This window comes from Janthinobacterium goodfellowi, from assembly GCF_051380695.1.
Taxonomy (GTDB): domain Bacteria; phylum Pseudomonadota; class Gammaproteobacteria; order Burkholderiales; family Burkholderiaceae_D; genus Janthinobacterium.
In genome coordinates this window covers 1-26,785 of sequence record NZ_JBNYXN010000006.1, presented here as the reverse complement: position 1 = coordinate 26,785, position 26,785 = coordinate 1, and the positions used below count along the sequence as shown (strand labels likewise).

Here is a 26,785-nt window from a genome sequence, read left to right as displayed (position 1 = left end):
GCCAACCTGGTGGAGACCATAATGATTGCCAATATCTTCAAGAAAACCCTGATCGCCGGCGTGCTGGCCATGACTGCCGCGGGTGCGTACGCGGCCGACAACATCAAGATCGGTTCCGTGCTGTCCGTCACGGGACCTGCCGCCTTCCTGGGCGACCCGGAACTGAAAACCTTGCAGCTGTACATCGAGAAGATCAATGCGGCCGGCGGCGTCCTGGGACGCAAGCTGGAACTGGTGCACTACGACGACGGCAGCGATGCGGCCAAGGCCAACGGTTTTACCAAGCGCCTGATCGAGTCGGACAAGGTCGACGTGCTGATCGGCGGCACCACCACCGGCGCGACGATGGCGATGGCGCCGCTGGTGGACCGCGCCAGCATGCCGTTCATCTCGCTGGCGGGTGCCGTGGTCATCATCGATCCGGTCAAGAAATGGGTGTTCAAGACGCCGCATACGGACCGCATGGCGGCCGAGAAGGTGTTCGAGGACATGAAGAAGCGCGGCATCAGCAAGGTGGGCCTGCTGTCGGAAACGAGCGGCTTCGGCGCCTCGGGCCGCAAGGAGTCGCAGATCGTCGCTTCCAAATATGGCATCACCCTGGTGGCCGATGAAACCTACGGCCCGAAAGACACGGACATCACGGCGCAGCTCACGCGCATCAAGAATACGGCTGGCGTGCAGGCCGTCTTCGTCTTCGGCCTGGGCCAGGGCCCGGCGGTCGTGACCAAGAACTACGGCCAGCTGGGCATGGCCGCGCTGCCGCTGTACCAGTCGCATGGCGTGGCGTCGGACGAATACCTGAAGCTGTCGGGCAAGGCTGCCGAAGGCGTGCGCCTGCCAACGCCGGCCCTCTTGATCGGCGCCATGCTGCCCGACAGCGACGCGCAAAAGGCCGTCGTCGTCGGCTACGACAAGACGTATAAAGAGCGTTACAAGATCGATCCGTCGACCTTTGGCGGCTATGCGCTCGACGCCCTGAACCTGTCGGTCGACGCCATCAAGCGCGCCGGCGGCACGGACCGCGAAAAAGTGCGCACGGCACTGGAACAGACCAAGGGTTTTGTGGGCACGACCGGCGTGTTCAACATGTCGGCCAAGGACCACATGGGCCTGGACCTGTCGGCTTTCCGCATGGTGGAAGTGAAGAACGGCGAATGGCAATTGTCGAAGTGATGTAAGCCAGAGTACCTGCGCGAGGCCGCCCTCGAAGGCGGCCCGCGCATAGCCGAACATAATGGAGACACCATGGAAGTCGCTCAATTTCTACAATTTCTGTATTCCGGGATGACGGTCGGTTCCGCCTACGCGCTGGCGGCGCTGGGCTTTACCATCATCTACAACACCAGCGGCGTGATCAATTTCGCCCAGGGCGAATTCATCATGCTGGGCGGGATGCTGGCCGCCGTGATGTCGGCCGCCGGCGTGCCGCTGCCGCTGGCCATCATCCTGGCCGTCATCGCCACCGGTATCGTTGGCCTGTTGATGGAAAAAACCGTGATCGAGCCGGCGCAAAACGCGCAGGTCATCACCCTCTTGATCATTACCATCGGCGCCTCGCTGGTGCTGCGCGGCCTTGTGCAAATCTGGCTGGGCAAGGATACGCACTCGCTGCCGGCCTTTTCCGGCGACGCGCCGATCGAATTTCTGGGCGCCAGCCTGCTGCCGCAAAGCCTGTGGGTGCTGGGCGTGACCGTCGTCATCGTGCTGGTGCTGGGCTGGTTCTTCGGCCGCACGCTGATGGGCAAGGCCATGCTGGCCACCTCGCACAACAAGCTGGCCGCGCAACTGGTGGGCATCAACACGCGCAAGGTGCTGCTGTTCTCGTTCGGCCTGTCGGCCCTGCTGGGCGCGGCGGGCGGCATCCTGGTCGCACCGATCACCTACACCTCGTATGACGCGGGCATCATGCTGGGCCTGAAAGGCTTTGTCGCCGCCGTCCTCGGCGGCCTCGGTGGCGGCGCGGGCGCCATTGCCGGCGGCCTGATCCTCGGCATCGCCGAAGCCATGACGGCCGGCTACATCTCGTCGGCCTACAAGGACGCGGTCCCGTTCGTGCTGATTCTATTGATCCTGTTCTTCCTGCCGCAAGGCTTGTTTGGCGCTAAAAATTCGGAGCGTGTATGAAGAATTTCCTTACCCGCTCGCGCCATGGCGGCTTGCTGGTGCTGGCCCTGGTGCTGGCCATCCTGCCCCTGTTCCTCAGCAATGCATTCTATTATGACGTGGCGATCCGCATCGCCCTCAACGCCATTGTCGTCATCGGCCTGAACCTCTTGATGGGCTATACGGGCCAGATCAGCCTCGGTCACGCGGGCTTCTATGGCCTGGGCGCGTATGCGTCGGCCGTGCTGACCACGCACTATGGCTGGCCGCCGCTGGCCGCCTTGGCCGCCGGCGCCTTCGCTACGGGCCTGCTGGCGCTGCTGCTGGCCCGTCCTGTACTGAAACTCAAGGGCCATACGCTGGCCATGGCGACGCTGGGACTGGGCATCATCATTTCCATCGTCATCAACAACGAGACGCAATGGACGGGCGGTCCGGACGGCATTGGCGTCTCCGCCTTCAGTGTCGCCGGCCTGGAAATCGCCGGCGAAAAATCGTGGTACCTGGTGTGCGCCGTGCTGCTGTTGCTGGTCACGTGGCTGGCCCTGAACCTCATCGATTCGCCCGTCGGCCGCGCGCTGCAGGCCATCCACGGTTCGGAAGTGGCGGCCCGCGTGGTCGGCGTCGACACGACGCGCTTCAAGGTGCGCGTGTTCGTGCTGTCGGCGGTGATTGCCAGCATCGCGGGCAGCATCAGCGCCCATTACATCGGTTTCATCACGCCCAACCTGGCCGGCTTCTTCCACTCGATCGAGCTGGTGACGATGGTGGTGGTGGGCGGCATGGCGTCGATCTTCGGTTCCATCATCGGCGCCGCGCTGCTGACGGTCTTGCCGCAACTGCTGTCCAGTTTTGAAGGCTGGGAAACGGTGGTCTTCGGCGTGATCCTGATGGCGACCATGATCTTCATGCCCAAGGGCCTGGTACCGAGCCTGGCCAGCCGTTCGCGCAAGCGTTCGGCTACGCCGAAAGCACCGCCTCAATCCGCACGGGAGGTGTGAGATGCTGACGATTAACAACCTGAGCAAGAGCTTCGGCGGTGTGCATGCCGTGCAGGATGTGAGCTTTACCGTCAAGGAAGGCAATATCCACTCCGTGATCGGGCCGAACGGCGCCGGCAAGACGACGCTATTCAACCTGATCACCGGTGTCTACACGCCGACCAAAGGCGAGATCCTGCTCAATGGCGAGAACGTGGCCGCCATGTCGCCCGATGCGCTGGCGCGGCGCGGCATGAGCCGCACCTTCCAGAACCTGCAGGTGTGCATGAACATGACTGCCATCGACAATGTGATGGTGGGTGCACACCTGCGCCTGAACCAGAACCTGTTCGCCTCCATGCTGCGTTTGCCGTCCGTGCGCCGCGCGGACGCGGCCTGCCGCGACGAGGCGGCGGGGCTGATGGAGTTTGTCGGCGTGGGCCGGCATATCGATGACGAGGCGGGGCAGATGTCGTATGGCGCGTTAAAGCGCCTGGAGATCGCCCGCGCGCTGGCGGCCAAGCCGAAAGTGCTGCTGCTCGATGAACCGGCGGCGGGCCTGAACCACACGGAGACGGGCGAGATCGAAGCCCTGATCCGCAAGGTGGCGCAATCGGGCGTGACGGTGGTGCTGGTCGAGCATGACATGAAACTGGTGATGAATTTGTCGGACCATATCCTGGTGCTCGACTATGGCAAGAAGCTGGCCGAAGGGACCGCCGCCGAGGTGCGCGCGAACCCCGACGTGGTGGCGGCATACCTGGGAGTGGCGGCATGATGAAGATGGAAAAACCTCAGACACCGCTGGTGCTCGATATCGCCGGCCTGACCAGCCATTACGGCCGCATCCAGGCCCTGCACGGCATCGACCTGCAAGTGCGCCAGGGCCAGCTGGTGGCGCTGGTGGGCGCGAATGGCGCCGGCAAGACGACCTTGCTGCGGGCGATCTCCGGCGTGCAGCCGATCAGCGCCGGCAGCATCGCCTTCGCTGGCCAGGACGTCAGCCGCATGAGCGCCGACAAGCGCGTGCGCAGCGGCATCTGCCAGGTGCCGGAAGGGCGGCAAGTGTTCGGCCCCATGACGGTGGAAGACAATCTGCGCCTGGGCGCGTTTACACGTCCCGCACAGGACGTGGCCGGCGACATGGAGCGCATGTACGGCCTGTTCCCGATCCTGAAGGAAAAGCGCCTGCTGCTGGCCGGGACGCTCTCCGGCGGACAGCAGCAGATGCTGGCCATGGCGCGCGCGCTGATGGGCCGCCCGCAACTGCTGCTGCTCGACGAGCCGAGCATGGGCCTGGCGCCGCTCCTGATCGCGGAAATCTTCCGCATCGTGGCCGAGCTGCGCGACCAGGGCATCACCATCTTCCTCGTCGAGCAGAACGCGCACGCTGCCCTGTCGATCGCCGACGTGGGCTATGTGATCGAGACGGGCGCGATTACCCTGTCCGGTCCCGGTCCCGAATTGCTGCATAACGAGCAGGTACAAAGCGCCTATCTGGGCATGTAAGGAGTCTGTATGGTCAAAGTCTACGAAATCAACGGCGTCACCCCCGTCGTCCACCCCAGCGCCTATGTGCACCCGTCGGCCGTGCTGATCGGCGACGTGATCGTCGGTCCGCGCTGCTATATCGGTCCGCTGGCCTCGATCCGCGGCGACTTCGGCCGCTTGATCCTGGAAGAGGGGGCGAACCTGCAGGATACCTGCGTCATGCACGGCTTTCCCGGCTGCGACACGGTGGTCGAGGTCGACGGCCATATCGGCCATGGCGCCGTGCTGCACGGCTGCCGCATCGGCCGCAACGCGCTCGTTGGCATGAACGCCGTGGTGATGGACAACGCCGTCATCGGCGAGGAATCCATCGTCGCCGCCATGAGTTTCGTCAAGGCGGGCATGATCGTCGCGCCGCGCAGCATGGTCGTGGGCACGCCCGCCAAGATCATCCGCGCGCTGACCGACGATGAAATCAAATGGAAAAGCTCGGGCACGGGCCAGTACCACGAACTGGCCGTGCGCTCGATGCAGACGATGCGCGAGGTGGAAGCCCTGACGCAAGTCGAGGCGAACCGCCAGCGCCTCAATTTCGAATCGGCCTTGCCGCTGCATTTGCACAAGAACGCTGCCGCGCAATAACCTTTAACCCTTTAAATGCTGGGGTCAAACCCGACGGTTCTGACCCCTAACGGAGAAACCACATGGCTCACATATCCACCCTGCAAAGCCTGATCGCCGGCCGCTGGCTGGGCGAAAGCGCCGCCGTGCCCCTGCACAGCGCCTTGAACAACCGCGTCATCTATCACACGCATGCGGAAAAGATCGACTTCGACGAAGCCGTCACGTATGCGCGCAAGACGGGCGTGCCGGGCCTGATGGCGCTGGATTTCCAGCAGCGCGCCGCGCGCCTGAAGGCGCTGGCCCTGTACCTGGTCGAGCGCAAGGAAGAACTGTATGCGATCTCGCACCTTTCGGGCGCCACGCGCGCCGACAGCTGGGTCGACATCGAAGGCGGCACGGGCACCCTGTTCGCCTACGCCAGCATGGGCAGCAACGAGCTGCCGTCGTCGAACGTGCTGCATGAAGGCCCGGCCATCGCGCTCGGAAAAAAAGGCGGTTTCGCCGGCACGCACATCCTGGTGCCGCGCGGCGGCCTGGCCGTGCACATCAACGCCTTCAATTTCCCCATCTGGGGTCTGCTGGAAAAATTCGCCCCCAGCTTCCTGGCGGCCATGCCCTGCATCGCCAAGCCGGCCACGGCGACCAGCTATCTGACGCAGGCCGTCGTACGCATGATGCATGAATCGGGCTTGCTGCCGGCCGGCAGTCTGCAGCTGGTGATCGGTTCCACGGGCGACTTGCTGGACCGCCTGAATGGCCAGGATTTCGTCACGTTCACGGGATCGGCCGTCACGGCCGCCAAGCTGCGCACGAACCCGAATCTGATCGCCCAATCCGTGCCGTTCAACGGCGAAGCGGATTCGCTCAATTGCGCCATCCTGGCACCGGACGTCACGCCCGACGACGTGGAATTCGATCTGTTCGTCAAGGAAGTCGTGCGCGAGATGACGGGCAAGTCGGGCCAGAAGTGCACGGCGATCCGCCGCATCATCGTACCCGAGCACCTGATGGACGCCGTCGGCACGCGCCTGCGCGAGCGCCTGGCGAAGGTGGTGGTGGGCGACCCGTCCATCGAAGGCGTGCGCATGGGCGCGCTGGCGTCGAAAGAGCAGCAGAACGACGTGGCTGAACGTGTTGCCACGCTGTCGCAGGGTAACGAAGTGGTGTTCGGCGCGGCCGACGGTTTCAATCCGCTCGGCGATGGCGCGCAAGACGGCAGCTTCTTCTCGCCGACCTTGCTGATGTGCCGCGATGCTTTCGGCAACGATGCCGTGCATGACGTGGAAGCGTTCGGCCCCGTCAGCACCATGATGGGCTACCACGATATCGACGAAGCGCTGGCCCTGGCCGCTCGCGGCAAGGGCAGCCTGGTGAGCACCCTGGTGACGCGCGATCCGAAGATCGCCGCGCGCGTGGTGCCGCAAGTGGCGGCCACGCATGGCCGCGTACATGTGCTCGAGCGCGTGGCCTCCGTCGATTCGACGGGCCATGGCTCGCCCCTGCCGCAGCTGAAGCACGGCGGTCCTGGCCGCGCGGGAGGCGGCGAGGAGCTGGGCGGCGTGCGTGCCGTGCGCCACTATCTGCAACGGGCGGCCGTGCAAGGCTCGCCGACCATGCTGGCGGCGATCACCGGCGAATACGTGCGCGGCGCGGACGTCAACGAAAGCCCGATCCACCCGTTCCGCAAGCATTTCGAGGATTTGAAGACGGGCGACTCGCTGCTGACGCACCGCCGCACGGTCAGCGAAGCGGACATCGTCGCCTTCGGCGGCATCTCGGGCGATTTCTTCTACATGCACTTCGATGAAATCGCGGCCAAGGAATCGCAGTTCGGCAAGCGCATCGCCCACGGCTACTTCGTGCTGTCGGCCGCTGCCGGCCTGTTCGTCTCGCCCGGCGTCGGTCCCGTGCTGGCCAACTACGGCCTGGACAACCTGCGCTTCGTCGCGCCGGTGGCCATCGGCGACACCATCCGCGCGCGCCTGACGTGCAAGCGCAAGGTCGACCGCAACCGCAAGGACGTGTTTGGCGTGGGCCAGGGCGTGGTCGCGTGGGACGTGCAGGTGACGAACCAGAACGAGGAACTGGTGGCCAGCTACGACATCCTGACCCTGGTCTCCAAGCGCGAGTAAGCCACATTGGCAGGACAGGTTTGACCGGCGCCGCCTGCGATGTACGCGTGGGCGGCGCATTTTTTTTGGAGAGATATCATGAGCAAGGCAGACGATCAACCTTCCATCGCCGTGCAGGCGCAATTGGCCCTGAGCGCCAGCGATGCCGTTGCCGCCATCGCCAATGGCAGCCTGGGCGCCGTCGACTACATGCATACGCTGCTGGCGCAGGCCCGCGCGCAAGCCGGCTTGAACAGCCTGATCACGGTCAATGCGGCTGCCGCGCTGGACGCCGCCGCGCAGGTCGCTGCGGCGCGCGCGGCGGGCCACGCCTTGCCGCCGCTGGCCGGCTTGCCCATCGTTGTCAAAGACAATATCGACGCGCGCGGCATGCCGACGACGGCCGGCACGCCGGCCTTGCGCGACTGGCATCCGGCCGTGAACGCGCCCAGCGTGCAGCGCCTGCTGGACGCGGGCGCCATTATCCTGGGTAAGGCGAACATGCATGAACTGGCGTTTGGCGCCACCAGCACGAATTTTTCCAGTTTTGCCGGCCACGTGAAAAACCCGTATGACAGCGCGCGCATCCCCGGTGGTTCTTCCGGCGGCACGGCGGCGGCGATCGCCGCGCGCATCGCGCCGGCAGGCCTGGGCACGGATACGGGCGGCTCCACGCGGGTGCCGGCCGCCCTGTGCGGCATCGTTGGCTTGCGCCCGTCCGTGGGCGATGGCGGCATACAGCGCCGCTACGATTCCGGCGGCACGGTCCCCATCAGCCACACGCGCGACACGGTGGGCCCGATGGCGCGCACGGTGGCCGACGTGGCCCTGCTCGACAGCGTGCTGTCCGGTCTTCCCGTGCCGTCGCCGGAGCCGCTGGCTGGTTTGCGTTTCGGCGTGCCGGCCGCCTTCTGGCAGCCGCTGGACGCCGACGTGGCGGCCGTGATGGCGCAAGCCAGGGAGACGCTGGCGCAGGCGGGCGTGGTGCTGGTCGATATCGGCATGGAAGACGTGATGGCGGTGAACGGCAAGGTGTCGTTCCCGCTGGCGCTGCATGAGCCGCGCCAGGCGATTCCCGCCTACCTGGCCGCCAGCGGCGCGCAAATCACGCTGGACGATATCGCCGCGCAGGTGGCCAGCCCGGACGTAGGGCACGCGTTTGGCGCCATCATCGCCGATGCGTTTGGCGCCGCGTATCCCGATGCCTTGCAGGTGCAGCGGCCCCGCCTGCAGGCGCTGTACCGCGACTATTTCGCGCGGCACCGGCTGGACGCGATCTTTTTCCCCACCACGCCCGTGTGCGCCGTGCCCATCGACGGCGTGCATGGCTCGTCGACGATCGCGGTGGCCGGTGGCGCGGCCGGCGACGCGTTCACCACCCTGATCCGCAATACGGACCCGGCCAGCAATGCGGGCATTCCCGGTTTGTCGCTGCCGGCGGGGATGACGGCAGCCGGTCTGCCGGTGGGGATGGAGATCGATGGGCCGCTGGGCAGCGACAGCCGGCTGCTGGCCATCGGCCTGTCGCTCGAGGGGCTGTTCGGCACCTTGCCGGCGCCGTCGGCGTGCACTTGACGCGATAGCGAACGTACTGGCGCGCCAGGTCGGGCGCCAGCGCTTCCTGCCCGCTGAACTATCCACAAGTGCATGAAAAATATAGCGAATGTGTGGTTTTGCGCGGCGTGCTATTTAGATAAACCCCTCTAGAATGCGTGCTTTTTCCTTCAAAATCGGTGAAATCGCGCATTGCCTCAAGAAAACTTTCCAACGTAAAACCTTTTCTCTGTAGCATGGTTTTACTCACTGGTCACACCGCCAAGCACGCTCCACGCCGCGCTGGCGGCGCAGAAAAAACGGACCCGGCCTTTTACGGCCGGTGAGCCAACGACCTCGAGCCCAATCCACGTTCACCGCTACGGGTATTTAATTACTATGAATAAACACGTCCTGATTTTCCTGCTGGCCATGCCCCTGGCCATCAGCCATGCCTATGCCGAAGAGGTCACCGGCCCCGCGGTCAAGATCAGCGGCTACGGCAGTGCCGCCCTGACCATGGCCGATACCGACAGCGCGCAGTTCGCGCGCCCGAATCAGGCCGCCGGCGCCGGCCGCACCGCCCGCACCGGTGTCGATTCCAACCTGGGCCTGCAGGCCAATGTCACCGTCAACCCGTGGCTGTCGGCCACCGTGCAGGGACTGGCGCGCAAGGATGGCGAGGATGATGTTGGCGCCGAACTGGCGTGGGCCTTTGCCAAGGCCAAGGTATCGGACAGCTTCAGCGTGCGCATCGGCCGCATGGGCCTGCCCGTCTTCATGATTTCCGATTACCGCAACGTCGGCTATGCCAATACCATGCTGCGCCCGCCCGGCGAAATGTATTCGCAGGTTCCCCTGAACAGCATCGACGGCATCGACGGCACCTACCAGTTCAGCGCGGGCGACACCAGCATCACCACGCAACTGGCGCTGGGCCGCACCAAGGCCACTCTGGCCACGGGTCCCGCTTCGACCGTGCAGGTGGAAGGCAAGTCCATCGTCGCCCTCAACGTGGTGGCCGAACATGGTCCCGTCACCGTGCGTTTCGGCCGGGCCGAGACCAGGCTGACGATCAACGATTCGCCCAGCCTGAATACCTTGATGGGCAGCTTGCGCGCGGCCGGCAGCGGCTACAGGATCGCCCAGCTGGGCGAGCTGGCCGATGCGCTGGAAGTCAAGGACAAGAAGGCGTCGTTCACGTCCGTGGGCCTGGGCCTGGACTGGAACAACGTGCTGCTGCAGTCCGAATATGCGCAGCGCAAGACGGACAGCTACGTCAGCGACAGCACCTCGTGGTACGTGATGGGCGGCTACCGCATCGGCGCCTTCCTGCCCTATTACAGCCACGCCAGCCTGAAGGCCGATGGCCGCGTGAACAACACCGTGCCGGCTGCCTGCCCGGCCGGTTATCCGGCCGCCTGCACGCCGACCCTGCGCGCGCTGTCGGCCGGCGTCGACACCCTGGCCACCATGCGCAACCAGCTGGAGCAATCGACGGACAGCATCGGCGTGCGCTGGGACTTCCACCGTTCGGCCGCGCTGAAACTGCAGATCGACCGCATCAAGCCGAAGAATGGCCCGGGCCTGTTCGTGCAAGCCAAGCCAGGCTTCCATGGCCCCGTCACGGTGGCCGCGGCCTCCATCGATTTCGTTTTCTAAGGAGCGCCGCATGAAACCATTGATCTTGAATGTGGCAGCCTTGCTGGCGCTGTCGAGCGCTGTTCCCGCCATGGCCGAAGTGGTCGTGGTGGTCAATCCGAAGAGCGCCGCCGGCGCCATGACGAACGAACAGGTAGCGCAATTTTTTCTCGGTAAATCGACGGCCATGACGCCGATCGACCAGCCGGAAAGCGCCCCCGTGCGTGTCGAGTTCTACAAGAAAGTGGCGGACAAGGAGCCATCGCAAGCGAAGGCCCTGTGGTCCAAGCTGGTCTTTACGGGCAAGGCGACCTTGCCGAAGGAAGTGGCCAATAGCGCCGACGTGAAGAAGGCCGTCGCGGCCGATCCGAAAGCCATCGGCTATATCGAAAAGAGTGCCGTCGACGGCACCGTCAAAGTGGTGCTGACGGCGCCATAAAGCCGGCCCGGGCCGCGCGCCATGCGGCGGCCCGGTACACATACCATCAGGAGACAGCAATGAGCATCAAACGCAAGATATGGGCGCTGCCTGTCGTCTCGGCCGTGATTTTCGGGCTGGGGCTGGCCGTCAGCGCCTATCTGTCCACGGCCACGCTCAATTCCATCCACGCCACGGAAAGCGCGGACTATCCCGTGCTCGACCTGGCCAAGTCGCTGACCCTGGACGTGGCCGCCGTCGGCGACGCCCTGCGCGATGCCGTCAGCGAAGGCGACAAGGAACGCATCGGACAAGTCGGCGGCCAGGCAGTCAAGCTGCGCGCCAGGCTGGGCGACTTTGCGGCGATCCCTGGCCAGCGCGAGCACGGTGCGCGGCTGGCCAAGGAATTCGATGCCTACTATGCGCCGGCCCTGAGCGCGGCGCGCATCATGCTGGAAATGGAAGAGGGCGACCCGCAGGCGACCGTGGCGCGCATGCAGGGCGCGCTGGCGGTGCTCAATGCCGACCTGGCAAAGACCAACGAACAGGCGCAAGTGCAGTTCAAGCAGGGCATCGAGCGCAGCGCGGCCAATGTGCGCAATGCGCTCAACACCAGCATCGCCGTGGCGCTGGCCGTCATCGTCTGCCTGGTGGCCGTGTCGCATTTCGTCGTGCGCGCCATCTGGCAGCAGCTGGGCGGCGAACCCGAATATGCGCGCCAGATCGCGCGCGCCGTGGCCGATGGCGACCTCTCGATGCACATCGTGACCGAGGCGGGCGACCAGGACAGCCTGCTGGCGGCGCTGAAGGACATGCGCGCCAAGCTCGGCGGCATGGTTTCCGATATCAAGGCGTCGGCCGAAACCATCCAGGTGGCCAGCGCGGAAATCGCCCAGGGCAATGCGGACCTGGCTGCGCGCACGGAATCGCAGGCGGGCAGCCTGGATCAGACGGCGCGCAGCATGGACAGCCTGACTTCCACCGTCCGCGACAACGCGTCCAACGCGGGGCAGGCGCATGCGCTGGTGGTGTCGGCATCGTCGGTTGCCGTGAAGGGCGGGCAGGTGGTCAGCCAGGTGGTGACCACCATGGGCGAGATCAACGATGCATCGAAACGCATCGTCGACATCATCGGCGTCATTGACGGCATCGCCTTCCAGACGAATATCCTCGCCTTGAATGCGGCCGTGGAAGCGGCGCGCGCCGGTGAACAGGGGCGGGGCTTTGCCGTGGTGGCGTCCGAAGTGCGCAACCTGGCGCAGCGCAGCGCGGCAGCGGCGCGCGAGATCAAGCAATTGATCGGCGATTCGGTGGCCAGGGTGAATGTCGGCTCGAAGCTGGTGGACGAAGCGGGTCTGACCATGGGCCAGATCGTCGATTCCGTGAAAAAGGTGGCCGACATCATGGCCGAGATCAGCGCCGCGAGCCAGGCGCAGAGCGCCGGCATCGGCGACATCGGTGTGGCCATCGGCAGCATGGATCAGATGACGCAGCAAAATTCCGCGCTGGTGGAAGAAGCGTCGGCGGCGGCCGAATCGCTGCAGGAACAGGCCGTGCAACTGGGTACGGCGCTGGCCGTGTTCAAGCTGGCGCAGGGTACTGTGTCGGATTACGCGCTGCGCGCTAATCCGACCTACCTGGCGTTGCGGTGACGTCGGATGACGCGCCATGCGCCTCGGCGGCCCCGCCAATCCGACCTGCCGGGCATTGGCGCATGCGTAGGTTGGATTAGCGCAGCGTAATCCAACACAGGAGCACCAGCTTACGCGCGCAAGCCGAACGGATCGTCGATGCTGTGCGCCGGCTGCGTGAACCAGCGCGGACCGTTTTCCGTCATGTAAAAATGGTCTTCGTGGCGGATGCCGAATTCTCCGGGGATGCAGATCATCGGCTCGTTCGAGAAGCACATGCCCACGTCGAGCGGCGTCGTGTCGTTGCCTACCAGGTAAGGCCATTCGTGGATATCGAGGCCGATGCCGTGGCCCGTGCGGTGCGGCAGTCCGGGCAGCTTGTAGCCGGGGCCGAAGCCGTCCGCTTCCAGCGAGACGCGAGCGGCGCGGTCCACGTCGCCGCACGGTACGCCCAGCCGGGCGGCCGCGAATGCGGCAGCTTGCGCGGCTTTTTCGCTGTTCCATACGCTGCGCTGGCGCTCGCTGATCTGTCCGAAAACATAGGTGCGCGTGATGTCGGAGATGTAGTTCATCACCTGGCAGCCCGTGTCGATCAGCACCGTGTCGCCCGCCTTCAGGGTCTGCACGTAATTCACGCCATGCGGATAGGCGGTCGCCTCGCCGAACAGCACGATGCAGAAGTACGAGCGGGGCGCGCCTACCTTGCGGTGCGCGCGCTGGATGAATTCCTCCACTTCCACCGTCGTGATGCCTTCATACAGCATGCTGGCCGTGGCCACATGCACGGCCAGGGTCATGTCCATCACACGCTGCATCAGGGCGATTTCCGCCGCCGACTTGCGGCTGCGGCAGTACGCCGTGACGGCGCGCGCGTTTTCCAGCGCGTAGCCGGCGGCCAGTGGCCGGATGCCGTCGTAGATGAAGAAGGCGGCGCTTTCGCAGATGCCCACGCGCGGCGGCTGATGCGCGTCCTGGGCGATTCCCATGCGCGCCAATACGTCGACGAACAGCTGGTACGGGCTTTCATGCTCTTCCCAGCAGTTGACACGGCCCTCGATGAGCATGAAGCCTTGCAGGGTGCTTTCCTCGAAGGCGGGGGCGATGTATTCGATGTCGCCGCTGGCCGGCAGGATGGCGCCCACCATGCGTTCGCTGGCATACCATTTGGTGCCCGTGAAATAGGTGAGGTTGGCGCCCGCGTTCAGGTAGATGGCGGCGATGCCCTGTTCGCGCATGAACGCTTGCGCCCTGGCGATGCGTTGCGCATGCTCGTCCTTGCCGATGGCGACCATGCCGCCCGTCATGTCCGACAGCGATGCCAATGCCTGTTCGATGGAAGTGCCACCTATGTTCATGCCTGCTCCTTTGCTCGATGCTGAATATGGAATGCGGGCATGATATCAGTTCGCGCCTTTCGGCTTGAGGCCGGGCGCGCCGCCGGCCGCGTCGGGCGTGGCCAGCACCAGGTCGTGCGGATAGGTGAATTGCCAGTCCGCGTAGCGCTGCTTGCGGCGCAGGCTGGCGTCTTCGTCAAGGAAGTTGTCCTGCTTGATGGGCAGCTGCGGCGACAGCGAATGGATGCCGACGATGCGTCCCTCTTGCCGCAGCAGGCCCCATTCCACCTTGCCCGTGACGGGATCCGCATACAGTCGGCGCAAATGGCGCCGGGCGTTGGCAAAGCGCGGGTCGCGCAGCAGTTCCTGCAGGGTCAAGGGATAGCGGGGCCGCCCGTCGGCCGGCGTGCTGTCGTAGTAGCGGCCCAGCGCGTTGCGGAATTCATGGCCGATGAACAGCAGCTCGCGTTCCTTCTCGCGCCGCGCGGCCGTGGCAAGCAGTTCGCTGGCCAGCACCAGGCCCACGCCCATGAAGGCCACCAGCATCAGGGTCCAGATATACGCGAAGCCCCGTGCGCCGCGCCGGAAACTAGAGCTGTTCAAAAGGAATACCCTCGCGCGTCTTGCCCTTGGCGCCGCTGCGCACGTCGGCCACGCCGCCGATCTCGCCATTCGGCGAAGGGATCAGCTGCCAGGTGGCGGCCGACTCCGTGACAGGGTCCAGCGGCACGCTGCGGAAGTAATGGTGGGTCACCAGGTCGGCCAGCGCGGCCGGGTATTCTCCCTTGTCGGCATAGTATTTATCGAGGCCGCTCCTGAGCACCTGCAGATTTTCCTTCAGGGCCACTTCCTTCGATTTTTCCACCGAGCCGAAATAGCGGGGGATGGCGATCGTCAGCAGCAGCGAGATGATCGCCAGCACCACCAGCAGTTCGACCAGGGTAAAGCCGCGGCGTATGGTCGGGGTATGCATGGCGGTCACCATTGATTGAGCGGCACGCCGTTCAGGCCCACCTTGGTCGAGCGCGAGGCGACGTCGAACACGTCTTCGCCTTCGCTGGGATTGTCGGGCGGCGAGGCATAGGCGCGCTTGCTCCAGCTGTCAGCCGCGCTGCCGGCTTCCCTGGGCTGGAACGGGTCGCGCGGCAGGCGGCGCAGGAAATAGATGTTCTGTTTTGATGGACTGCGCTGGTCGGGCACGCCCTCGACCAGTTCCTCGAGTTTTTTCGGATAGCCGGATGCGCCCAGCGACAGCTTGATGCGGCCATTGTCCGAAGCGCGCTTGTAGGCGTCGATCGCTTCGCGCATCTCGATCAGGGCGCTGCGCAGTTCCTGCTCCTTCGCCCGTTGCAAGGCCACCTGCGCCATCGGCACGGCCACCGTGGCCAGGGTCGCCATGATGGCCAGGGTGATCATCAGTTCGATGAAGGTAAAGCCTTTATGCTTCACTGGCCACCTTTGCTTGTCTTGTCGGCGGCGGGCGCTTCGTCGCCGCCCGTCATGGGCGAGCCGGCGCGCGGCGGGGCTTGCTCTGGCGCGGCGACGGCTTCCTGTGTGCCGCCCACGCTCGCGCGCCCGCCCACGGACGCCTCGGTGCCGGAATTGAACTCGGCCGTCATCAGGTCCGGGCGGCGGATGCTGCGCAGCAGGCGCGGCGTGATCGACAGCACGATCTCGCTGCGCATGGCGTCGTCCTTCTGGCTACCGAACAGGCGGTTCAGCACGGGCAGTTCGCCCACGCCCGGCACCTTGTTGGCCGTGCCCCGGTCCTCGTCGCTGATCAGGCCCGCCAGCACCTGCGTCTCGCCATCTTTCAAACGCAGCACGGTCGAGGCGCTGCGCGTGCCGATCTGGTAAGCCTGCGTGCCCGTCTTGCTGATCACTTCCTTGACGACGTTCGATACTTCCAGGTTGATCTTGATGGCCACTTCATCGTCCAGGTAGACGTTCGGCTCCACGTCGAGTTTCAGGCCCACGTCGATGTAATTGACGCTGTCGGAACTGACGCCATTATTCGTCGTGACGGTAATGACGGGCACGCGGTCGCCGATGAGGATCTTCGCCTTTTCCTTGTTGCGCACGCGGATGCGCGGGTTGGCCAGGATATTGCTGTCGCTGTCCGTCTTGTTGGCGTTGAGAGTGACGCCGCCGATGCCCAGGTTGATATTCTCGCCATTGATGCGGTGCAGGTCGGCCACCTTCAGGCCGCCCAAGCCGCTGCCGACGCCGGCCAGGGTCAGGCTGGCCTGGTCGGGCCAGCGCACGCCCAGTTCCATCAGGCGCGTGCGCTTGACTTCCAGCACCTCGACTTCCAGCATCACTTCCGGATCGGCCAGGTCCTGCACGTTGATGATGCGTTCGGCCATGCGCACCATTTCCGGCGTATCGCGCAGCATGATGATGCCCAGGCGCTCGTCGGTGACGACGTCCTTGGCCTTGAGCAGGGTCTTGATGGAAAACGCCACCGTCTTGACGTCCGCATTGGCGAGGAAGAAGGTGCGCACCACGAGCTGCTGGTAATCCTTCACCTTTTGCGGCGTGTTCGGGTAGATCGTGATCGACTTGTCGCTGGTGACGCTTTGCTCGAGCTGGTTGGCGCCCAGCAGCATGGCGATCGCCTCTTCGATGCTGGTGTCGCGCACGGAAATGGTGGCGCGCAGGGCCGAGTCGACTTCCTTGTCGAAGACGAAGTTCAGGCCCGACACCTTGCTGATGAAGTCAAACACGGAGCGCAGCGGCGCGTCGCGAAATTCCAGCGTCACGGGTTTGCGGTAGGCGGCCGCCAGCTTGCCGCCGGCCGGCCGGGCGCTGGCCTGCGCGTCGCCGATGCGGCTTTTCAGGGCCAGCGCCTCGCGCTGCGCGGGGCGTTCCTGCAGCACCTGGCGCAAGGCTTCCTGCGCCTGCGCGATATTCGCTTCGCCGCCGCGCTGGTAGCTGGCCTGCGCTTCCTGCACCAGCTTGCGGTGCCGTTCCTCCTGCGCCACGCCAGCCAGGCCCCGCTGCGCCACGTCGTTGCTGGCGTCCAGCGCCAGTGCCTGCTGGTACAGCGCTTGCGCTTCGGGCAGCTTGCCCTGCTGGCGCAGCGCTTCCGCTGCGCCATTCAGCTTGTTCAGCGCGCGCATCCTGCCATTCGTGACGGCGATGCGGTACTTGGCGTTGGTCGGTTCGGCTTGCGCCGCCTGTTCCAGCAGGGCCAGGCCCTGTTCCGTGCGGCCGGCGCCCAGCATGGCCTGGCCATCTTTGTAGGCCTGGTTGCCGGCGCAGGCGGCCAGCAGGGACAGCATCGGCAGCAGGGCGATGACAGTGCGTGACTTACGTGCGGCGCGTCGTTTCAATTGAGATCCCCTACGGCGAGTGTCTGTTTCAGGTTGAGCGGCAGATAGGTAAATTGCAGGGCGCCCTGCACCACGCCGTCGAAGCGGTAGCGCTCTTCGAGCGTGTCGCCTGGCCGCGCCACCACGTTGCGTTCGCCCGCCTGCAGGAAGTAGGCCGCCTTGCCTTCGTCGACGAAACGGCCGAGGAATTGAAAGGGCAGCGGTGGCGGCGCGTTCGCATCGACGCGGGCGGCGGGCAGCGCGGCCTGGGCCGCCTGCTGGTCGAGCATGATCTTTTTCGGCGTCTCCGGCTGCCAGCTCTGCTTGGCGAACAGGGTGGCCGCTTCGTCGTCCTCAAGCGCCCGGCGCGGTTCGATGGCCAGCGCGCGATTGGCTGGCGCAGCGGCAGTGGCTGCAGCGAGAGGCGCGACCGCCACCCGCTCCACCTGGCGCGTGGTGGCCGTGGCCGGCCCCACGATGCTGCCTTCGTCTTCGGGGGCGAAGAGGGCGGCCAGCAAGGTCGCCACGGCGGCGCTTCCCAGTACGGCTTTTTTCATCGGCGCACCTCCGCCTTTTTCACCAGCAGGATGAACTGGATGCGCGCATCGATCTCGCCCGCTTCGATCTGTTCGCGCTTGAAGAGCACGGAGTCGAGCGTCAGGGTGGGCAGCGCCTGCAGGGCGTCGACGATAAAGGTTTGCAGCTGCGCGTATTCGGCCTTCACGGGCAAGGTGATCTGGTAGCGCAAAAAGGCCGTGTTGCCGTCTTCCTGCGGCTTGTAGTCGGCCTTGGCCAGGGTGACGCCGCTCTTTTGCGCCACCTCCAGCAATGCCTTCAACTGGTCGGGAATGCTGTCGTGCGCGGGCAGGTAGGCGTGAAAGGCGGCCAGGCTGTCCGCATCGGCATCGAGCGTGACGACCGCTGGCGGCAGCGCCGACTGTCTGGCCGCTGCGGCCAGTTGCGCCACCAGTTGCTTCTGGCGTGCGGCCAGCGCATCGCCCTGCCGCAGGGCGAAAGCGGCCAGCGCCAGACAGGCCGCGCCGATGGCGCAAGGCCAGCCCAGGGTACGCCATAGCCGTTGCGCTTCCCACTGCAGGCGCGGCGGCATGCGCAGCTGCAGGCGTGGACGGGCCACGGGTGCGCCGGCTTTGAACGCGGGTTTTATTGCCGCCATTGCGCCTCCAGCTGAAAACGGTACGGGTGTTCGGGTGCGTTGGCGTTCATCTCGTGCTTGAGCAGATACACGGAGCCGAACATGGGCTGCTGGTTCAGGAAGGCCAGGTAGTTGAGCATGTCCTGCGGCGTTTCCGCTTCGGCGGCGATCTTCAGGACGCTGGCTCCATCCTGTCCCTGCTGCGCATTCAGGTCCAGCCCCAGCAGGGCGATGCGCACGTCGCGCGGCGCCTGCACCGTCCTGACCAGGCGCGTGACGGGCAGGTTGAGCTGGCGCACGGCGGCGGCCACCTGTTTCAGTTCGATGTCGCTCTCGCGCTGCTGGGTTGCCGAGAGCGGAGCACGCACGGGAGGCGCGGGCTGCAGCTGCGCCAGTTGCGCCTCCAGGCGCCGCGTTTCCTGCGCCTGCACCAGCCAGTACACGGCGGCCGGCAGCAGCATCAAGGCGCCCGCCAGGCACAGGGCCAGGCGCCAGCCCTTGAACGTCTGCGCGGCGCCGGGCGGCAGGAATTCCAGGCGGCTCAGGCCCATGCGGCCTCCCGCATCAGGTGGGCGGGGCCGGCCACGGCGATGGGCACGAAGCGTTCTGGCACGTTCGCCTGCGGCACGCCGCTCAAGTCGATCAGGGCCACGTGTTCGATGGCGTCGAGCTGCGGCGCGCGCAAGTTCCAGCGCCGCCATGCCCGGTCCAGTTCATCGCCCCAGGCTGCGGCGCAGGACTGGCTGTGCAGGGCCGTGATGCGCCCGCCGCTCGTCGTTGCCAGCAGCAGCCGTCCCGCTTCCACCAGGGCGAAGGCGGCGGGTTTTTCCCCGGCGATGCTGCGCCAGGCCGGTCCGGCGATCGGTTCGATGGACAGGCAGCGCCGGCCATGCGCGGCCGCCGCGTCCTGCACGCCTTGCAGCAGGGCCGCATCGATGCCGCAGGCCAGGCGCGGCATGCCGTAAGGTGCATCGTCGGCGGCCAGGCGCCAGGTCCGCGCGCCTTCGCCATACACGGCGCCGAACTGGCTGTGCAGGAAGCGCTGTGCGCTGTTCCGGTCGAGCAGGGCGCCGCTCCACGGCACCATCAGCATGGCGCACCAGCGGCTGGCCAGGCTGACGGCCAGCGGCAGTTTTTTGCCGCCATCGTGTTCGAGCCAGCCGCGCAGGGCGGCCAGCGCCACTTCCCAGCTGGCGTCGGGATTCGCAATGGGCAGGTGGAAGGCGCTGTCGGGCAGGGGGCGGCCGGCGCGGCGCAGCACGCCGTGCAGCCCGTGCGGGGCCAGGTGCAGGCACACGGTGGCGCGGGTAAGGCGTTCAATAAGTGACACGATTGAGCTCCGCTAAAGTGGTTTCGCCGCGCCGCACCAGGTCCAGGCCCGCTTCGCGCGCCAGGCGGAAACCGTTGCGCGCCGCCTCTTCCTTCATCTGGCTCAGGGGCGCGCGCGTGCAGATCATTTCGCGCATCGTATCGCTGAGCATCAAGACCTCGGCGACGGCCTTGCGGCCCTTGTAGCCGGTGCCGCGGCAGTGGCCGCAGCCCTTGCCGGTCATGAATTGCCAGTCCTGCACCTGGTGCAGGGCCAGGCCGCTGTCGCGCAGCTGCTGTGCGTCGGCCAGCACCTCGGCGCTGGCGTCGACGGCGCAATGGGCGCAATTGAGGCGCAGCAGGCGCTGTGCCACGATGCCGTTCAGGGCCGCCGCAAAGCTGTAGGCATCGACACCCATGTGCAGGAAGCGGCCGACCACGTCGAACACGTTGTTCGCGTGCACGGTGGTAAATACCAGGTGGCCCGTGAGCGCGGCCTGCACGGCGATCTGCGCCGTTTCGTCGTCGCGGATTTCGCCGATCATGATCTTGTCGGGATCGTGGCGCAGGATGGAGCGCAGGCCGCGCGCGAACGTCAGTCCCTTTTTTTCGTTGACGGGAATCTGCAGCACGCGTGGCAAGCGGTATTCGACGGGGTCTTCGATGGTGACGATCTTGTCGCGGCCCGTGTTGATTTCCGTGATGGCCGCGTACAGGGTGGTCGTCTTGCCGGAACCGGTGGGCCCCGTCACCAGCAGCATGCCGTGCGGCTTGGCGGCCAGGCGGCGGATCTGTTCGATGGCGTCCTCGTTCAGGCCCAGGCTTTCCAGGCGCAGCGCCTGCGCCGCCTCCGTCAGCGCGCGCCGGTCGAGCAGGCGCAGCACGGCATCCTCGCCAAAGATATTGGGCATGATGGAAACGCGAAAGTCGATTTCCGCCCCCTTCACGCGCACCTTGAAGCGGCCATCCTGCGGGATGCGGCGCTCGGCGATGTCGAGATCGGCCATGACCTTGATGCGCGAGATGATCTGTTCGGCCATCTGCAGCCCCTGCACCTGGCCCGCCTGCACCAGCACGCCGTCGACGCGGTATTTGATGACCAGGCTGGCCACGTCGCATTCGAGGTGGATGTCGCTGGCCTGGAATTTCAGGGCATCGTAGATGGTGGAGTTCACCAGTTTGACCACGGGGCTGCTGTCTTCGCTGATGCGGATGAGCGAGATATCCTCGATGCTCTGGTCGAGTCCCGGTACATCGCTGTCGTCATCCTGGTGCTGCATCTCCTGCATCGCCTGCTGCACGCTTTCCTGCTGCAGCAGATAGGCGGCCAGGTCGTCCGGATGCGCCAGCGCCACCGTGAAGGGCGTGGACAGGGCGAAGTCGGCCCATTGCAGCAGGTCCTCGCTGAAGGGATTGCCGATGACGAGCACGGGCGGCGCACCCGGCGCATCGGGCTGCAGCAGCACGCAGTCGCGCTGGGCGCAATCGGTATAGGGCAGCAGGGCAAAGGCGGGCAGGGCGGCCTGCAGTTCGGCCATCGTCCAGGCCGGATAGCGGAACAGGGCGGCCAGCTGGCGCAAAAAGACCTCGGGCGGCAGGGCCGCCGTTTCCTGTAGCACGGCCATTTGCGGACGGCCCTGTTCCAGCGCGCTGGCGTGGGCGCGGCGCAGCATGGCCGCATCGAGCACGGCCCGTTCTTCGTCGCGTGCGTTCATGGCATGACCTTCAAGATAAGCTCCCCGCCAGTTCAAAGATCGGCATGTACATCAGCACCACCACGCCGCCGATCACGACGCCGATGATGGTCATCAAGAGCGGCTCGAGCAGGCGCGAAGCCCAGTCCACCCAGCGGGCGAATTCCTCGTCGTGGAATTTTGCCGAACGTTCCAGCATGTCGCCCAGGCGGCCCGTGTTCTCGCCCACCTTCAGCAGCGATTGCGCCACCGGCGTGGCCATGCCGGCCTGTTCCAGCGCGGTGGAAAACGGCATGCCTTCCTGCACCGCGCGGCGCGCCTGCGCCAGCTGCTCCTGCTGCGCCGGCAGCAGCATGGGGCCGACCATGGCCAGCGCCTTGTGCAGCGGGATGCCCGCGTGCAGCAGCAGGCTCAGGGCACGGTAGAAGCGGGCCAGGCGGAATTCGGCCGCCTTCTCCGCCAGCACGGGCAGGCGCAAGAGGCGCAGCACCAGCGCCATGCGCATGGCGCGGTTGGCGATGCCGAAGACCGCGGCACCGACGGCCGCGGCCAGCGCGCCGGCGCACAGCAGCGGATGCGCGGCCAGGGTCTGGCCAAAACCGAGCAGCATCTGCGACATCCAGGGAATCTCGCGGCCCGAGCTTTCGTAGACGACGCTGAATTTGGGCACCACGTAGCCGAGCAGGAACAGGGTCACCAGGCCGCCGACGACGAGCAGCATGCACGGGTAGATGGCGGCGGAAATGAGTTTTTTGCGGATGGCGTCGAACTGCAGCTGGTAGGCGACGAAGCGGGCCAGCGCCTCGGGCAGGTTGCCCGAGCGTTCGGCCGCGTGCACGGTGGCGATGTAAATGTCGGGGAAGATGTCGGGGAAATCGGCCAGGGTGTCGGAGAAGCTTTGTCCCTGCTGCAGGGTGAGCACGATGGCGGCCAGGGTGCTCCTCGCGCCCGGGCGCGTTTCCTTGTTGTGCAGGGTGGCCATGGCCTCGCCCAGGTTCAGGCCCGCTTCGAGCAGGGCCAGCAGCTCCTGGCTGAATTGCAGCAGGGGCAGGCCCTGTTTGCCGGGGCGCAGCGCGACACCCGCGTCCTGCGCGGCGCCGTCGTCGACGGCCAGCACGCGCCAGCCGCCGCGCACGGCCGCGCGGATCGCCTCGGCCTCGCTGGCGGCGTCGATGGCCAGCGCCTGGCTGCCCGCCGGGCCCTGCACCTGGAGGTGGAACTGCATGGCCGGCTCAGGCGAGCATGGTGGCAGGCGTAAAAATGGACAGGCTGGAATGGGGGAAAGCGCGTGCGGACAAGGTCGAAGTAGGCATCGGTCAGGAACCATCCAAAAAAAGTTCAATTCGTCGCGGGTACCGGCAGCAGGCAAGAGGCAATCACTGCCTCAGGGTAGACTGGAATTGCCAGGAAATCAATCGTGCTGTGCGGGCAAGCCGTGAATCGGTGGCTTGCCCGCATCTCAGCCGCTTACTGGGTAACCAGGCTGACCTTGTCGATCACGAACGAGGTTTGCAGCGACGCATCCTCGGTGGCGGCGAACGAGATCTGCACGGTCTGGCCCTTGTAGGCGATCAGGTCGAAGGTGCGGATCTGGTAGCCGGCCGCCTTGTTCACGTTCGAGTACGAGGCCAGGGTGCCCAGCACCGTGCCGGCGCTGTTCTTCACGGTGACGACCAGCTTGTCGTACACGGTATTGCCCGTTTCAGCCGTGTCGATATGCAGCGCGAAGCTCAGGCTGGCGGACGTGGCGGCGGCCGGAATGGCCACGCTTTGCGTCAGCGATTCGCTGGCCGTGACGCCATTGCCGCCCAGCCAGGCGTACTGCGTGCCTTCGTACGCGGTTTGCCCCGTAAACGTGCCGATGGCGCCCGTGGTGCCGCTCCAGCCCGTGGCGCCGGCTTCGAAGCCGCCGTTCGTCACGCGTTCGGTGGCGCTGCTGGTGCCCACCGTCAGCGTGGCGTTGTTCGACGTGGCCGTCACGGCGGGCGACGAGGAATCCGTCACCGTGGCCTTGAAGACGGCGCCGCTGTCGGTCGCCGCGGCCGTGAAGCTGTAGGCCGGCGATGTGGCGCCGCTGATCACGGCACCATTGCGGTACCACTTGTAGGTGTACGGCGCCGTGCCGCCGCCCGCGCCCACGGCGAACGAGGCGGTGGCGCCCGGTGCGACGGTGATGCTGGCCGGCTGGCTGGTGATGGTCACCGCGCCGCCCGTCGTCGATTCATCGACGTCGGTGCCCACGTTGATGGCCGCATACGCGCGCTTGACGGCGATCGATTCCGCGCTGCCCACGCCATACAGTTCCTCGGCTGCCTGCAGTACCTTGTTGCGCGCGTCGGCGTAGTTGGTCGACGAGGTGAACTTGGTGGTGGCGGCCTTGAACCAGATGCGGTAAGCCTTGTCGCTGCCGATACCGGTCATGGCCAGCGGGCTTTTGTTCAGGTAGGAGCTGTAGTAATCGCTGCTGGACGTGGAGTTCGAGCCTTGCGACAGGAAGTAGAACATGCGGTTGTTCGGACCGCTGCTGTAGTGGACGTCGAGGTTCTTGATGGTGCTGCTCCACGCATTCGGGCTGCTGCCATCCTTGCTCGGCTTGTACAGCCAGCGCAGCGGCTGGCCATTCTTGGCGATCTCCTTGCCCGTCATCCAATCGTTGCCCGTGTTCGGAATCGTGGTGCCCGTGCCGCCGGCGCGCGCATACGCTTCCACCATCTCGCCGGCGATGTCCGAGCTCGATTCGTTCAAGCCGCCCGACTCCTGCGAGTAGATCAGGCCCGAGGTGGCGTCCGTGATGCCGTGGCCCATCTCATGGCCGATCACGTCGATGGAACCGAGGTTGTTGAACGAGCTGCCGCCGTCGCCGATGTACATGCATTTGCAGTTGCTGTCGTAATAGGCGTTGTCGTAGGCCGTGTTGACGTGGGCGGCGATGTGGGTGGCCGTGTTGTTGCCGTCCAGGCTGGACCAGCCCAGCACATTCTTGTGCGTGTCGTAGGTGTTCATCAGGCCCCACATCGCGTTGACGGCCGCCGTCTGGCCGTTGGCGTTGGTGGTGCTGCCGCCGCTGATGTACTGCTGGCCGTCGCCCCAGGTATTGCTGGTGCTGCTGTACACGCTGCCCGAGGTGGTGCCGTGGTTGGCATTCGTGATGGCCATGCCGCCGAAGCTGCCGCCCGTGCCGCGGCTGGGGTCCTTCATGGTGTAGGTGCTGCCGGTGAGCGTGGTATTGAGCGGCACCTGGCCGTTGTACTGGCTGTTGCCGATGCCGGCGACGGTTTTCAAGGCTTTCCATTGACGCAGGATGCGGCCATCCTTGGCGCTGACGACGGTGTCGTAGTAGACGGGCTTGCTGCCGCTGATCATGCGCGTCTGCACCAGATAGGCCAGCTCGTAGTGGTCGACCACGTCTTGCACGTCGAGGGCGTTCAGCGCGGCTTCCGATTTGTTCTCGGCGCCGGCTACGCGCACGGTTTTCATGACGGGGTAGATCAGCAGTTGTGCATGCGGCGGCACATGGTCGACGGCCGGTACGCCGATGCTTTTCACGGCGGCGGCGATGGCGGCGGCGGCGCTGACGGCCGGTGTGGTATCGATATCGGTGGTGGCGCTGCGGGTGACGGAATTGACGCCGCCGCTACCGAGGCCGGACGCGCGGTCCGACACGGATTCGCTGACGATGTCGCCGGCGCTGTTGCTGACCACTACCGTCTCGGAACCGAAGACAGGCAAGCCCTTGTAGGTGTGCTGTACGCGGCTCACGCGGGTGCCGCTGACGCCCGGATGCTGGGCGCCGACGGCAAAGCCATGCTCGGTATTCAGGCCGCGGCTGCGTGCCTGCGCGGCCAGCTTGTTGACCAGGCTGGCGGTCTCTTGTGGAGACGCCAGGGCGACCGGGGCTGCCATCAGGGTCTGTGGCAGCGGCGTGGCGGCGTCGGCCGTGGTGGCCATCAGCGGCAGGGCGGCGATGGATGCGGCAACTATCGTCAAACGTAAATTCATTTCTGCTCCATGGTATCGGTTAAGGAAATGGTGAATGAACTGGCCGCGATGCCTGATGGCCACCCCGGCGCGCCTGGCGGCGGGCGGATAGCCTGCCGTTTTGTGGTGGCATGACGCCGGGTAGGGCGACACTAAACTTGTCGATATCGCCATGTCAAAAAATTCAAGAAATGGGTCACTACGCGAATTTTTGTTAAGAATTGAACATTTATCTGCGTCGCATCGCTGGAAAGTTTGATCTACCACAAGCTGCAACTTTTGTTTTGGACTACTTCCCCTAATGGCGCGCTCTGTTGGAAAAACACTGTTGCCTTTTCTAAATGTTGCGATCTACACTAGCTCTTCGCATTGCCCCCAATGGCGCACGCGAAGACAAAAAAAGCGCACGCGGCAATGACCGCGTCCAGATACAGCGCATCGGGAAAAAAATCGGGAGTTTCACATGACGTCAGTTCTGTTTTCTGCTGTTAATTTCAGCCATTTCCCCTCTGGAGCGGCACTCATGCTGCATCCGCCTTCCTAGCCGCCGCTAGCCGGCTCTTCCCCCGCGAGGGGGGTCTTTTCAGCGAGTCCGACCGCGCCATCCGGCGCGGCCGCTGGCGCAGTGCATCTTTTTTTCAGGAAGGGTTGCCGGCTCCTGGTGCGTGCACCGGAATCACCGGCCCGAAGAACTATGCTTTCGATAGCGACCAAAGTGGAACAGATCGTGATGGAATCGGCCTTTCTCAGCGAGGGATTGGGCCGGGGCTTGCTCAACCTGTCGGAACTGGCGCGCCAGCTGCAGCCGCAATTGCAGACCGACCTATGGAAACCGGTGGGGCAGGCCGCCGTGGTGATGGCGCTGCGCCGCCTGGCCGAGCGGATGCCGCAGCAGAAAAGCGGCGAGATCGTGCTGGCGCACCGCGCGGGGGAACTGTCCACGCGCAGCGAATTGATGGTTTTTACCTACCGCTATTCCGACCAGACGTATGCCTGCCAGCGCCAGTTGCTGGCGCTGGCAGCACCCCAGCGGGGAACGTTCATCACCATTACGCGCGGCGTCAACGAGGTGATGGTGATCTGCAGCCGTTCGCTGCACGCGCTGGTGGAAGAGGTGTTCGGCGAAGAGCAGGAACTGGCGCGCCTGGAAAGGGTGACGGCCGTGACCCTGCACCTGGCAGTCGAAACCTGCTATACGCCGGGCGTATACCACGCCATCCTCAAGCGACTGGCCTGGGAGCGCATCAACCTGATCAACATCATTTGCACGTATACGGAACTGACCTTGCTGCTGGAAGCGTCGCAGACGGGCGCCGCGTTTTCCGTCTTGTCGAAAATCGTCGCGCAATGAAAAAGGCTCTGTCCCCGCTAAGTAGGGGAAGTCCGGGAATCTTCCTGTGTCCTTGCTGTCTGACTGTGCATCGCAGACAAACGGGAGCCTTCCATGCAGACCGGTCAATGGAACACCTTCA

At 65.3% G+C, this 26,785-nt stretch carries 24 protein-coding genes; 12 read left to right on the top strand and 12 right to left on the bottom strand.

Going from position 1 to position 26,785, the window contains the following annotated elements; all coding sequences use genetic code 11:
- The first annotated feature begins 21 nt into the window (after nucleotides 1–21).
- The 11 genes from ACQ4WQ_RS21240 to ACQ4WQ_RS21190 all read left to right on the top strand — a co-directional run bounded on the left by ACQ4WQ_RS21240 (nucleotide 22) and on the right by ACQ4WQ_RS21190 (nucleotide 12,553).
- Nucleotides 22–1,173, top strand: a complete 1,152-nt coding sequence (locus tag ACQ4WQ_RS21240) for an ABC transporter substrate-binding protein (RefSeq protein WP_070224248.1) — start codon at nucleotides 22–24, stop codon at nucleotides 1,171–1,173.
- 72 nt (nucleotides 1,174–1,245) lie between these two features.
- On the top strand, nucleotides 1,246–2,124 hold the full coding sequence (locus tag ACQ4WQ_RS21235; protein ID WP_034780386.1) for a branched-chain amino acid ABC transporter permease: 879 nt from the start codon (nucleotides 1,246–1,248) through the stop codon (nucleotides 2,122–2,124).
- Nucleotides 2,121–3,104 carry a branched-chain amino acid ABC transporter permease gene (locus ACQ4WQ_RS21230; protein ID WP_436499790.1) on the top strand — a complete coding sequence of 328 codons (984 nt, stop codon included), beginning with the start codon at nucleotides 2,121–2,123 and terminating at the stop codon, nucleotides 3,102–3,104. Before ACQ4WQ_RS21235 ends, ACQ4WQ_RS21230 begins: the two co-directional genes overlap by 4 nt.
- 1 nt (nucleotide 3,105) lies before the next feature.
- Nucleotides 3,106–3,861: an ABC transporter ATP-binding protein gene (locus ACQ4WQ_RS21225; RefSeq protein WP_070311613.1), complete on the top strand. Its 756-nt coding sequence runs from the start codon at nucleotides 3,106–3,108 to the stop codon at nucleotides 3,859–3,861.
- The gene (locus tag ACQ4WQ_RS21220; RefSeq protein ID WP_092796538.1) at nucleotides 3,861–4,592 is read left to right on the top strand and encodes an ABC transporter ATP-binding protein; all 732 of its coding nucleotides are present in this window, start codon (nucleotides 3,861–3,863) and stop codon (nucleotides 4,590–4,592) included. Before ACQ4WQ_RS21225 ends, ACQ4WQ_RS21220 begins: the two co-directional genes overlap by 1 nt.
- Before the next feature lie 9 nt (nucleotides 4,593–4,601).
- The gene (gene paaY, locus ACQ4WQ_RS21215) at nucleotides 4,602–5,216 is read left to right on the top strand and encodes a phenylacetic acid degradation protein PaaY (protein ID WP_046684302.1); all 615 of its coding nucleotides are present in this window, start codon (nucleotides 4,602–4,604) and stop codon (nucleotides 5,214–5,216) included.
- 62 nt (nucleotides 5,217–5,278) lie between these two features.
- On the top strand, nucleotides 5,279–7,330 hold the full coding sequence (gene paaZ / locus ACQ4WQ_RS21210; protein WP_436499788.1) for a phenylacetic acid degradation bifunctional protein PaaZ: 2,052 nt from the start codon (nucleotides 5,279–5,281) through the stop codon (nucleotides 7,328–7,330).
- A gap of 78 nt (nucleotides 7,331–7,408) precedes the next feature.
- The gene (iaaH, locus tag ACQ4WQ_RS21205; protein WP_436499786.1) at nucleotides 7,409–8,884 is read left to right on the top strand and encodes an indoleacetamide hydrolase; all 1,476 of its coding nucleotides are present in this window, start codon (nucleotides 7,409–7,411) and stop codon (nucleotides 8,882–8,884) included.
- A gap of 357 nt (nucleotides 8,885–9,241) precedes the next feature.
- Nucleotides 9,242–10,504: a hypothetical protein gene (locus tag ACQ4WQ_RS21200; RefSeq protein ID WP_436499784.1), complete on the top strand. Its 1,263-nt coding sequence runs from the start codon at nucleotides 9,242–9,244 to the stop codon at nucleotides 10,502–10,504.
- 10 nt (nucleotides 10,505–10,514) lie between these two features.
- Nucleotides 10,515–10,922, top strand: a complete 408-nt coding sequence (locus tag ACQ4WQ_RS21195) for a type 2 periplasmic-binding domain-containing protein (protein ID WP_436499782.1) — start codon at nucleotides 10,515–10,517, stop codon at nucleotides 10,920–10,922.
- A 59-nt stretch (nucleotides 10,923–10,981) separates the two neighbouring features.
- A complete protein-coding gene (locus ACQ4WQ_RS21190; protein WP_436499780.1) occupies nucleotides 10,982–12,553 on the top strand; it encodes a methyl-accepting chemotaxis protein in 1,572 nt (523 codons plus the stop codon).
- 110 nt (nucleotides 12,554–12,663) lie between these two features.
- Here the strand turns inward: ACQ4WQ_RS21190 and ACQ4WQ_RS21185 are convergent, their stop codons facing one another.
- From ACQ4WQ_RS21185 to ACQ4WQ_RS21130, 12 genes are all read right to left on the bottom strand, one after another.
- Nucleotides 12,664–13,887 (bottom strand): M24 family metallopeptidase, encoded by a 1,224-nt coding sequence (locus tag ACQ4WQ_RS21185; RefSeq protein ID WP_436499778.1) that lies wholly within the window; start codon nucleotides 13,885–13,887, stop codon nucleotides 12,664–12,666.
- A gap of 45 nt (nucleotides 13,888–13,932) precedes the next feature.
- On the bottom strand, nucleotides 13,933–14,469 hold the full coding sequence (locus tag ACQ4WQ_RS21180) for a type II secretion system protein (RefSeq protein ID WP_436499776.1): 537 nt from the start codon (nucleotides 14,467–14,469) through the stop codon (nucleotides 13,933–13,935).
- A complete protein-coding gene (locus ACQ4WQ_RS21175; protein WP_230502007.1) occupies nucleotides 14,456–14,839 on the bottom strand; it encodes a type IV pilin protein in 384 nt (127 codons plus the stop codon). Before ACQ4WQ_RS21175 ends, ACQ4WQ_RS21180 begins: the two co-directional genes overlap by 14 nt.
- 5 nt (nucleotides 14,840–14,844) lie before the next feature.
- A complete protein-coding gene (locus ACQ4WQ_RS21170; RefSeq protein ID WP_326456511.1) occupies nucleotides 14,845–15,315 on the bottom strand; it encodes a type II secretion system protein in 471 nt (156 codons plus the stop codon).
- Nucleotides 15,312–17,201: a secretin GspD/PilQ domain-containing protein gene (locus ACQ4WQ_RS21165; RefSeq protein ID WP_436499774.1), complete on the bottom strand. Its 1,890-nt coding sequence runs from the start codon at nucleotides 17,199–17,201 to the stop codon at nucleotides 15,312–15,314. Before ACQ4WQ_RS21165 ends, ACQ4WQ_RS21170 begins: the two co-directional genes overlap by 4 nt.
- Nucleotides 17,198–17,737 carry a hypothetical protein gene (locus tag ACQ4WQ_RS21160; protein ID WP_436499772.1) on the bottom strand — a complete coding sequence of 180 codons (540 nt, stop codon included), beginning with the start codon at nucleotides 17,735–17,737 and terminating at the stop codon, nucleotides 17,198–17,200. Before ACQ4WQ_RS21160 ends, ACQ4WQ_RS21165 begins: the two co-directional genes overlap by 4 nt.
- Entirely contained in the window at nucleotides 17,734–18,354 is a 621-nt protein-coding gene (locus ACQ4WQ_RS21155; RefSeq protein WP_436499770.1) for a type 4a pilus biogenesis protein PilO, read from the bottom strand. Before ACQ4WQ_RS21155 ends, ACQ4WQ_RS21160 begins: the two co-directional genes overlap by 4 nt.
- Nucleotides 18,342–18,884, bottom strand: coding sequence for a hypothetical protein (locus tag ACQ4WQ_RS21150; RefSeq protein WP_436499768.1), 543 nt, complete (start codon nucleotides 18,882–18,884; stop codon nucleotides 18,342–18,344). The genes ACQ4WQ_RS21155 and ACQ4WQ_RS21150 overlap by 13 nt, the downstream gene beginning before the upstream one ends.
- Complete coding sequence (locus ACQ4WQ_RS21145; RefSeq protein ID WP_436499766.1) at nucleotides 18,875–19,663, bottom strand: hypothetical protein; 789 nt, start codon at nucleotides 19,661–19,663, stop codon at nucleotides 18,875–18,877. The genes ACQ4WQ_RS21150 and ACQ4WQ_RS21145 overlap by 10 nt, the downstream gene beginning before the upstream one ends.
- Nucleotides 19,650–21,356 carry a GspE/PulE family protein gene (locus ACQ4WQ_RS21140; RefSeq protein WP_436499764.1) on the bottom strand — a complete coding sequence of 569 codons (1,707 nt, stop codon included), beginning with the start codon at nucleotides 21,354–21,356 and terminating at the stop codon, nucleotides 19,650–19,652. Before ACQ4WQ_RS21140 ends, ACQ4WQ_RS21145 begins: the two co-directional genes overlap by 14 nt.
- A gap of 10 nt (nucleotides 21,357–21,366) precedes the next feature.
- Entirely contained in the window at nucleotides 21,367–22,560 is a 1,194-nt protein-coding gene (locus ACQ4WQ_RS21135) for a type II secretion system F family protein (protein WP_436499762.1), read from the bottom strand.
- A gap of 242 nt (nucleotides 22,561–22,802) precedes the next feature.
- Nucleotides 22,803–25,334 (bottom strand): M4 family metallopeptidase, encoded by a 2,532-nt coding sequence (locus tag ACQ4WQ_RS21130; RefSeq protein ID WP_326456503.1) that lies wholly within the window; start codon nucleotides 25,332–25,334, stop codon nucleotides 22,803–22,805.
- Between the two features lie 673 nt (nucleotides 25,335–26,007).
- On the opposite strand from ACQ4WQ_RS21130, the gene ACQ4WQ_RS21125 reads away from it, so the two are divergent.
- Complete coding sequence (locus ACQ4WQ_RS21125) at nucleotides 26,008–26,664, top strand: hypothetical protein (RefSeq protein WP_326456502.1); 657 nt, start codon at nucleotides 26,008–26,010, stop codon at nucleotides 26,662–26,664.
- The last annotated feature ends 121 nt before the right edge of the window (nucleotides 26,665–26,785 follow it).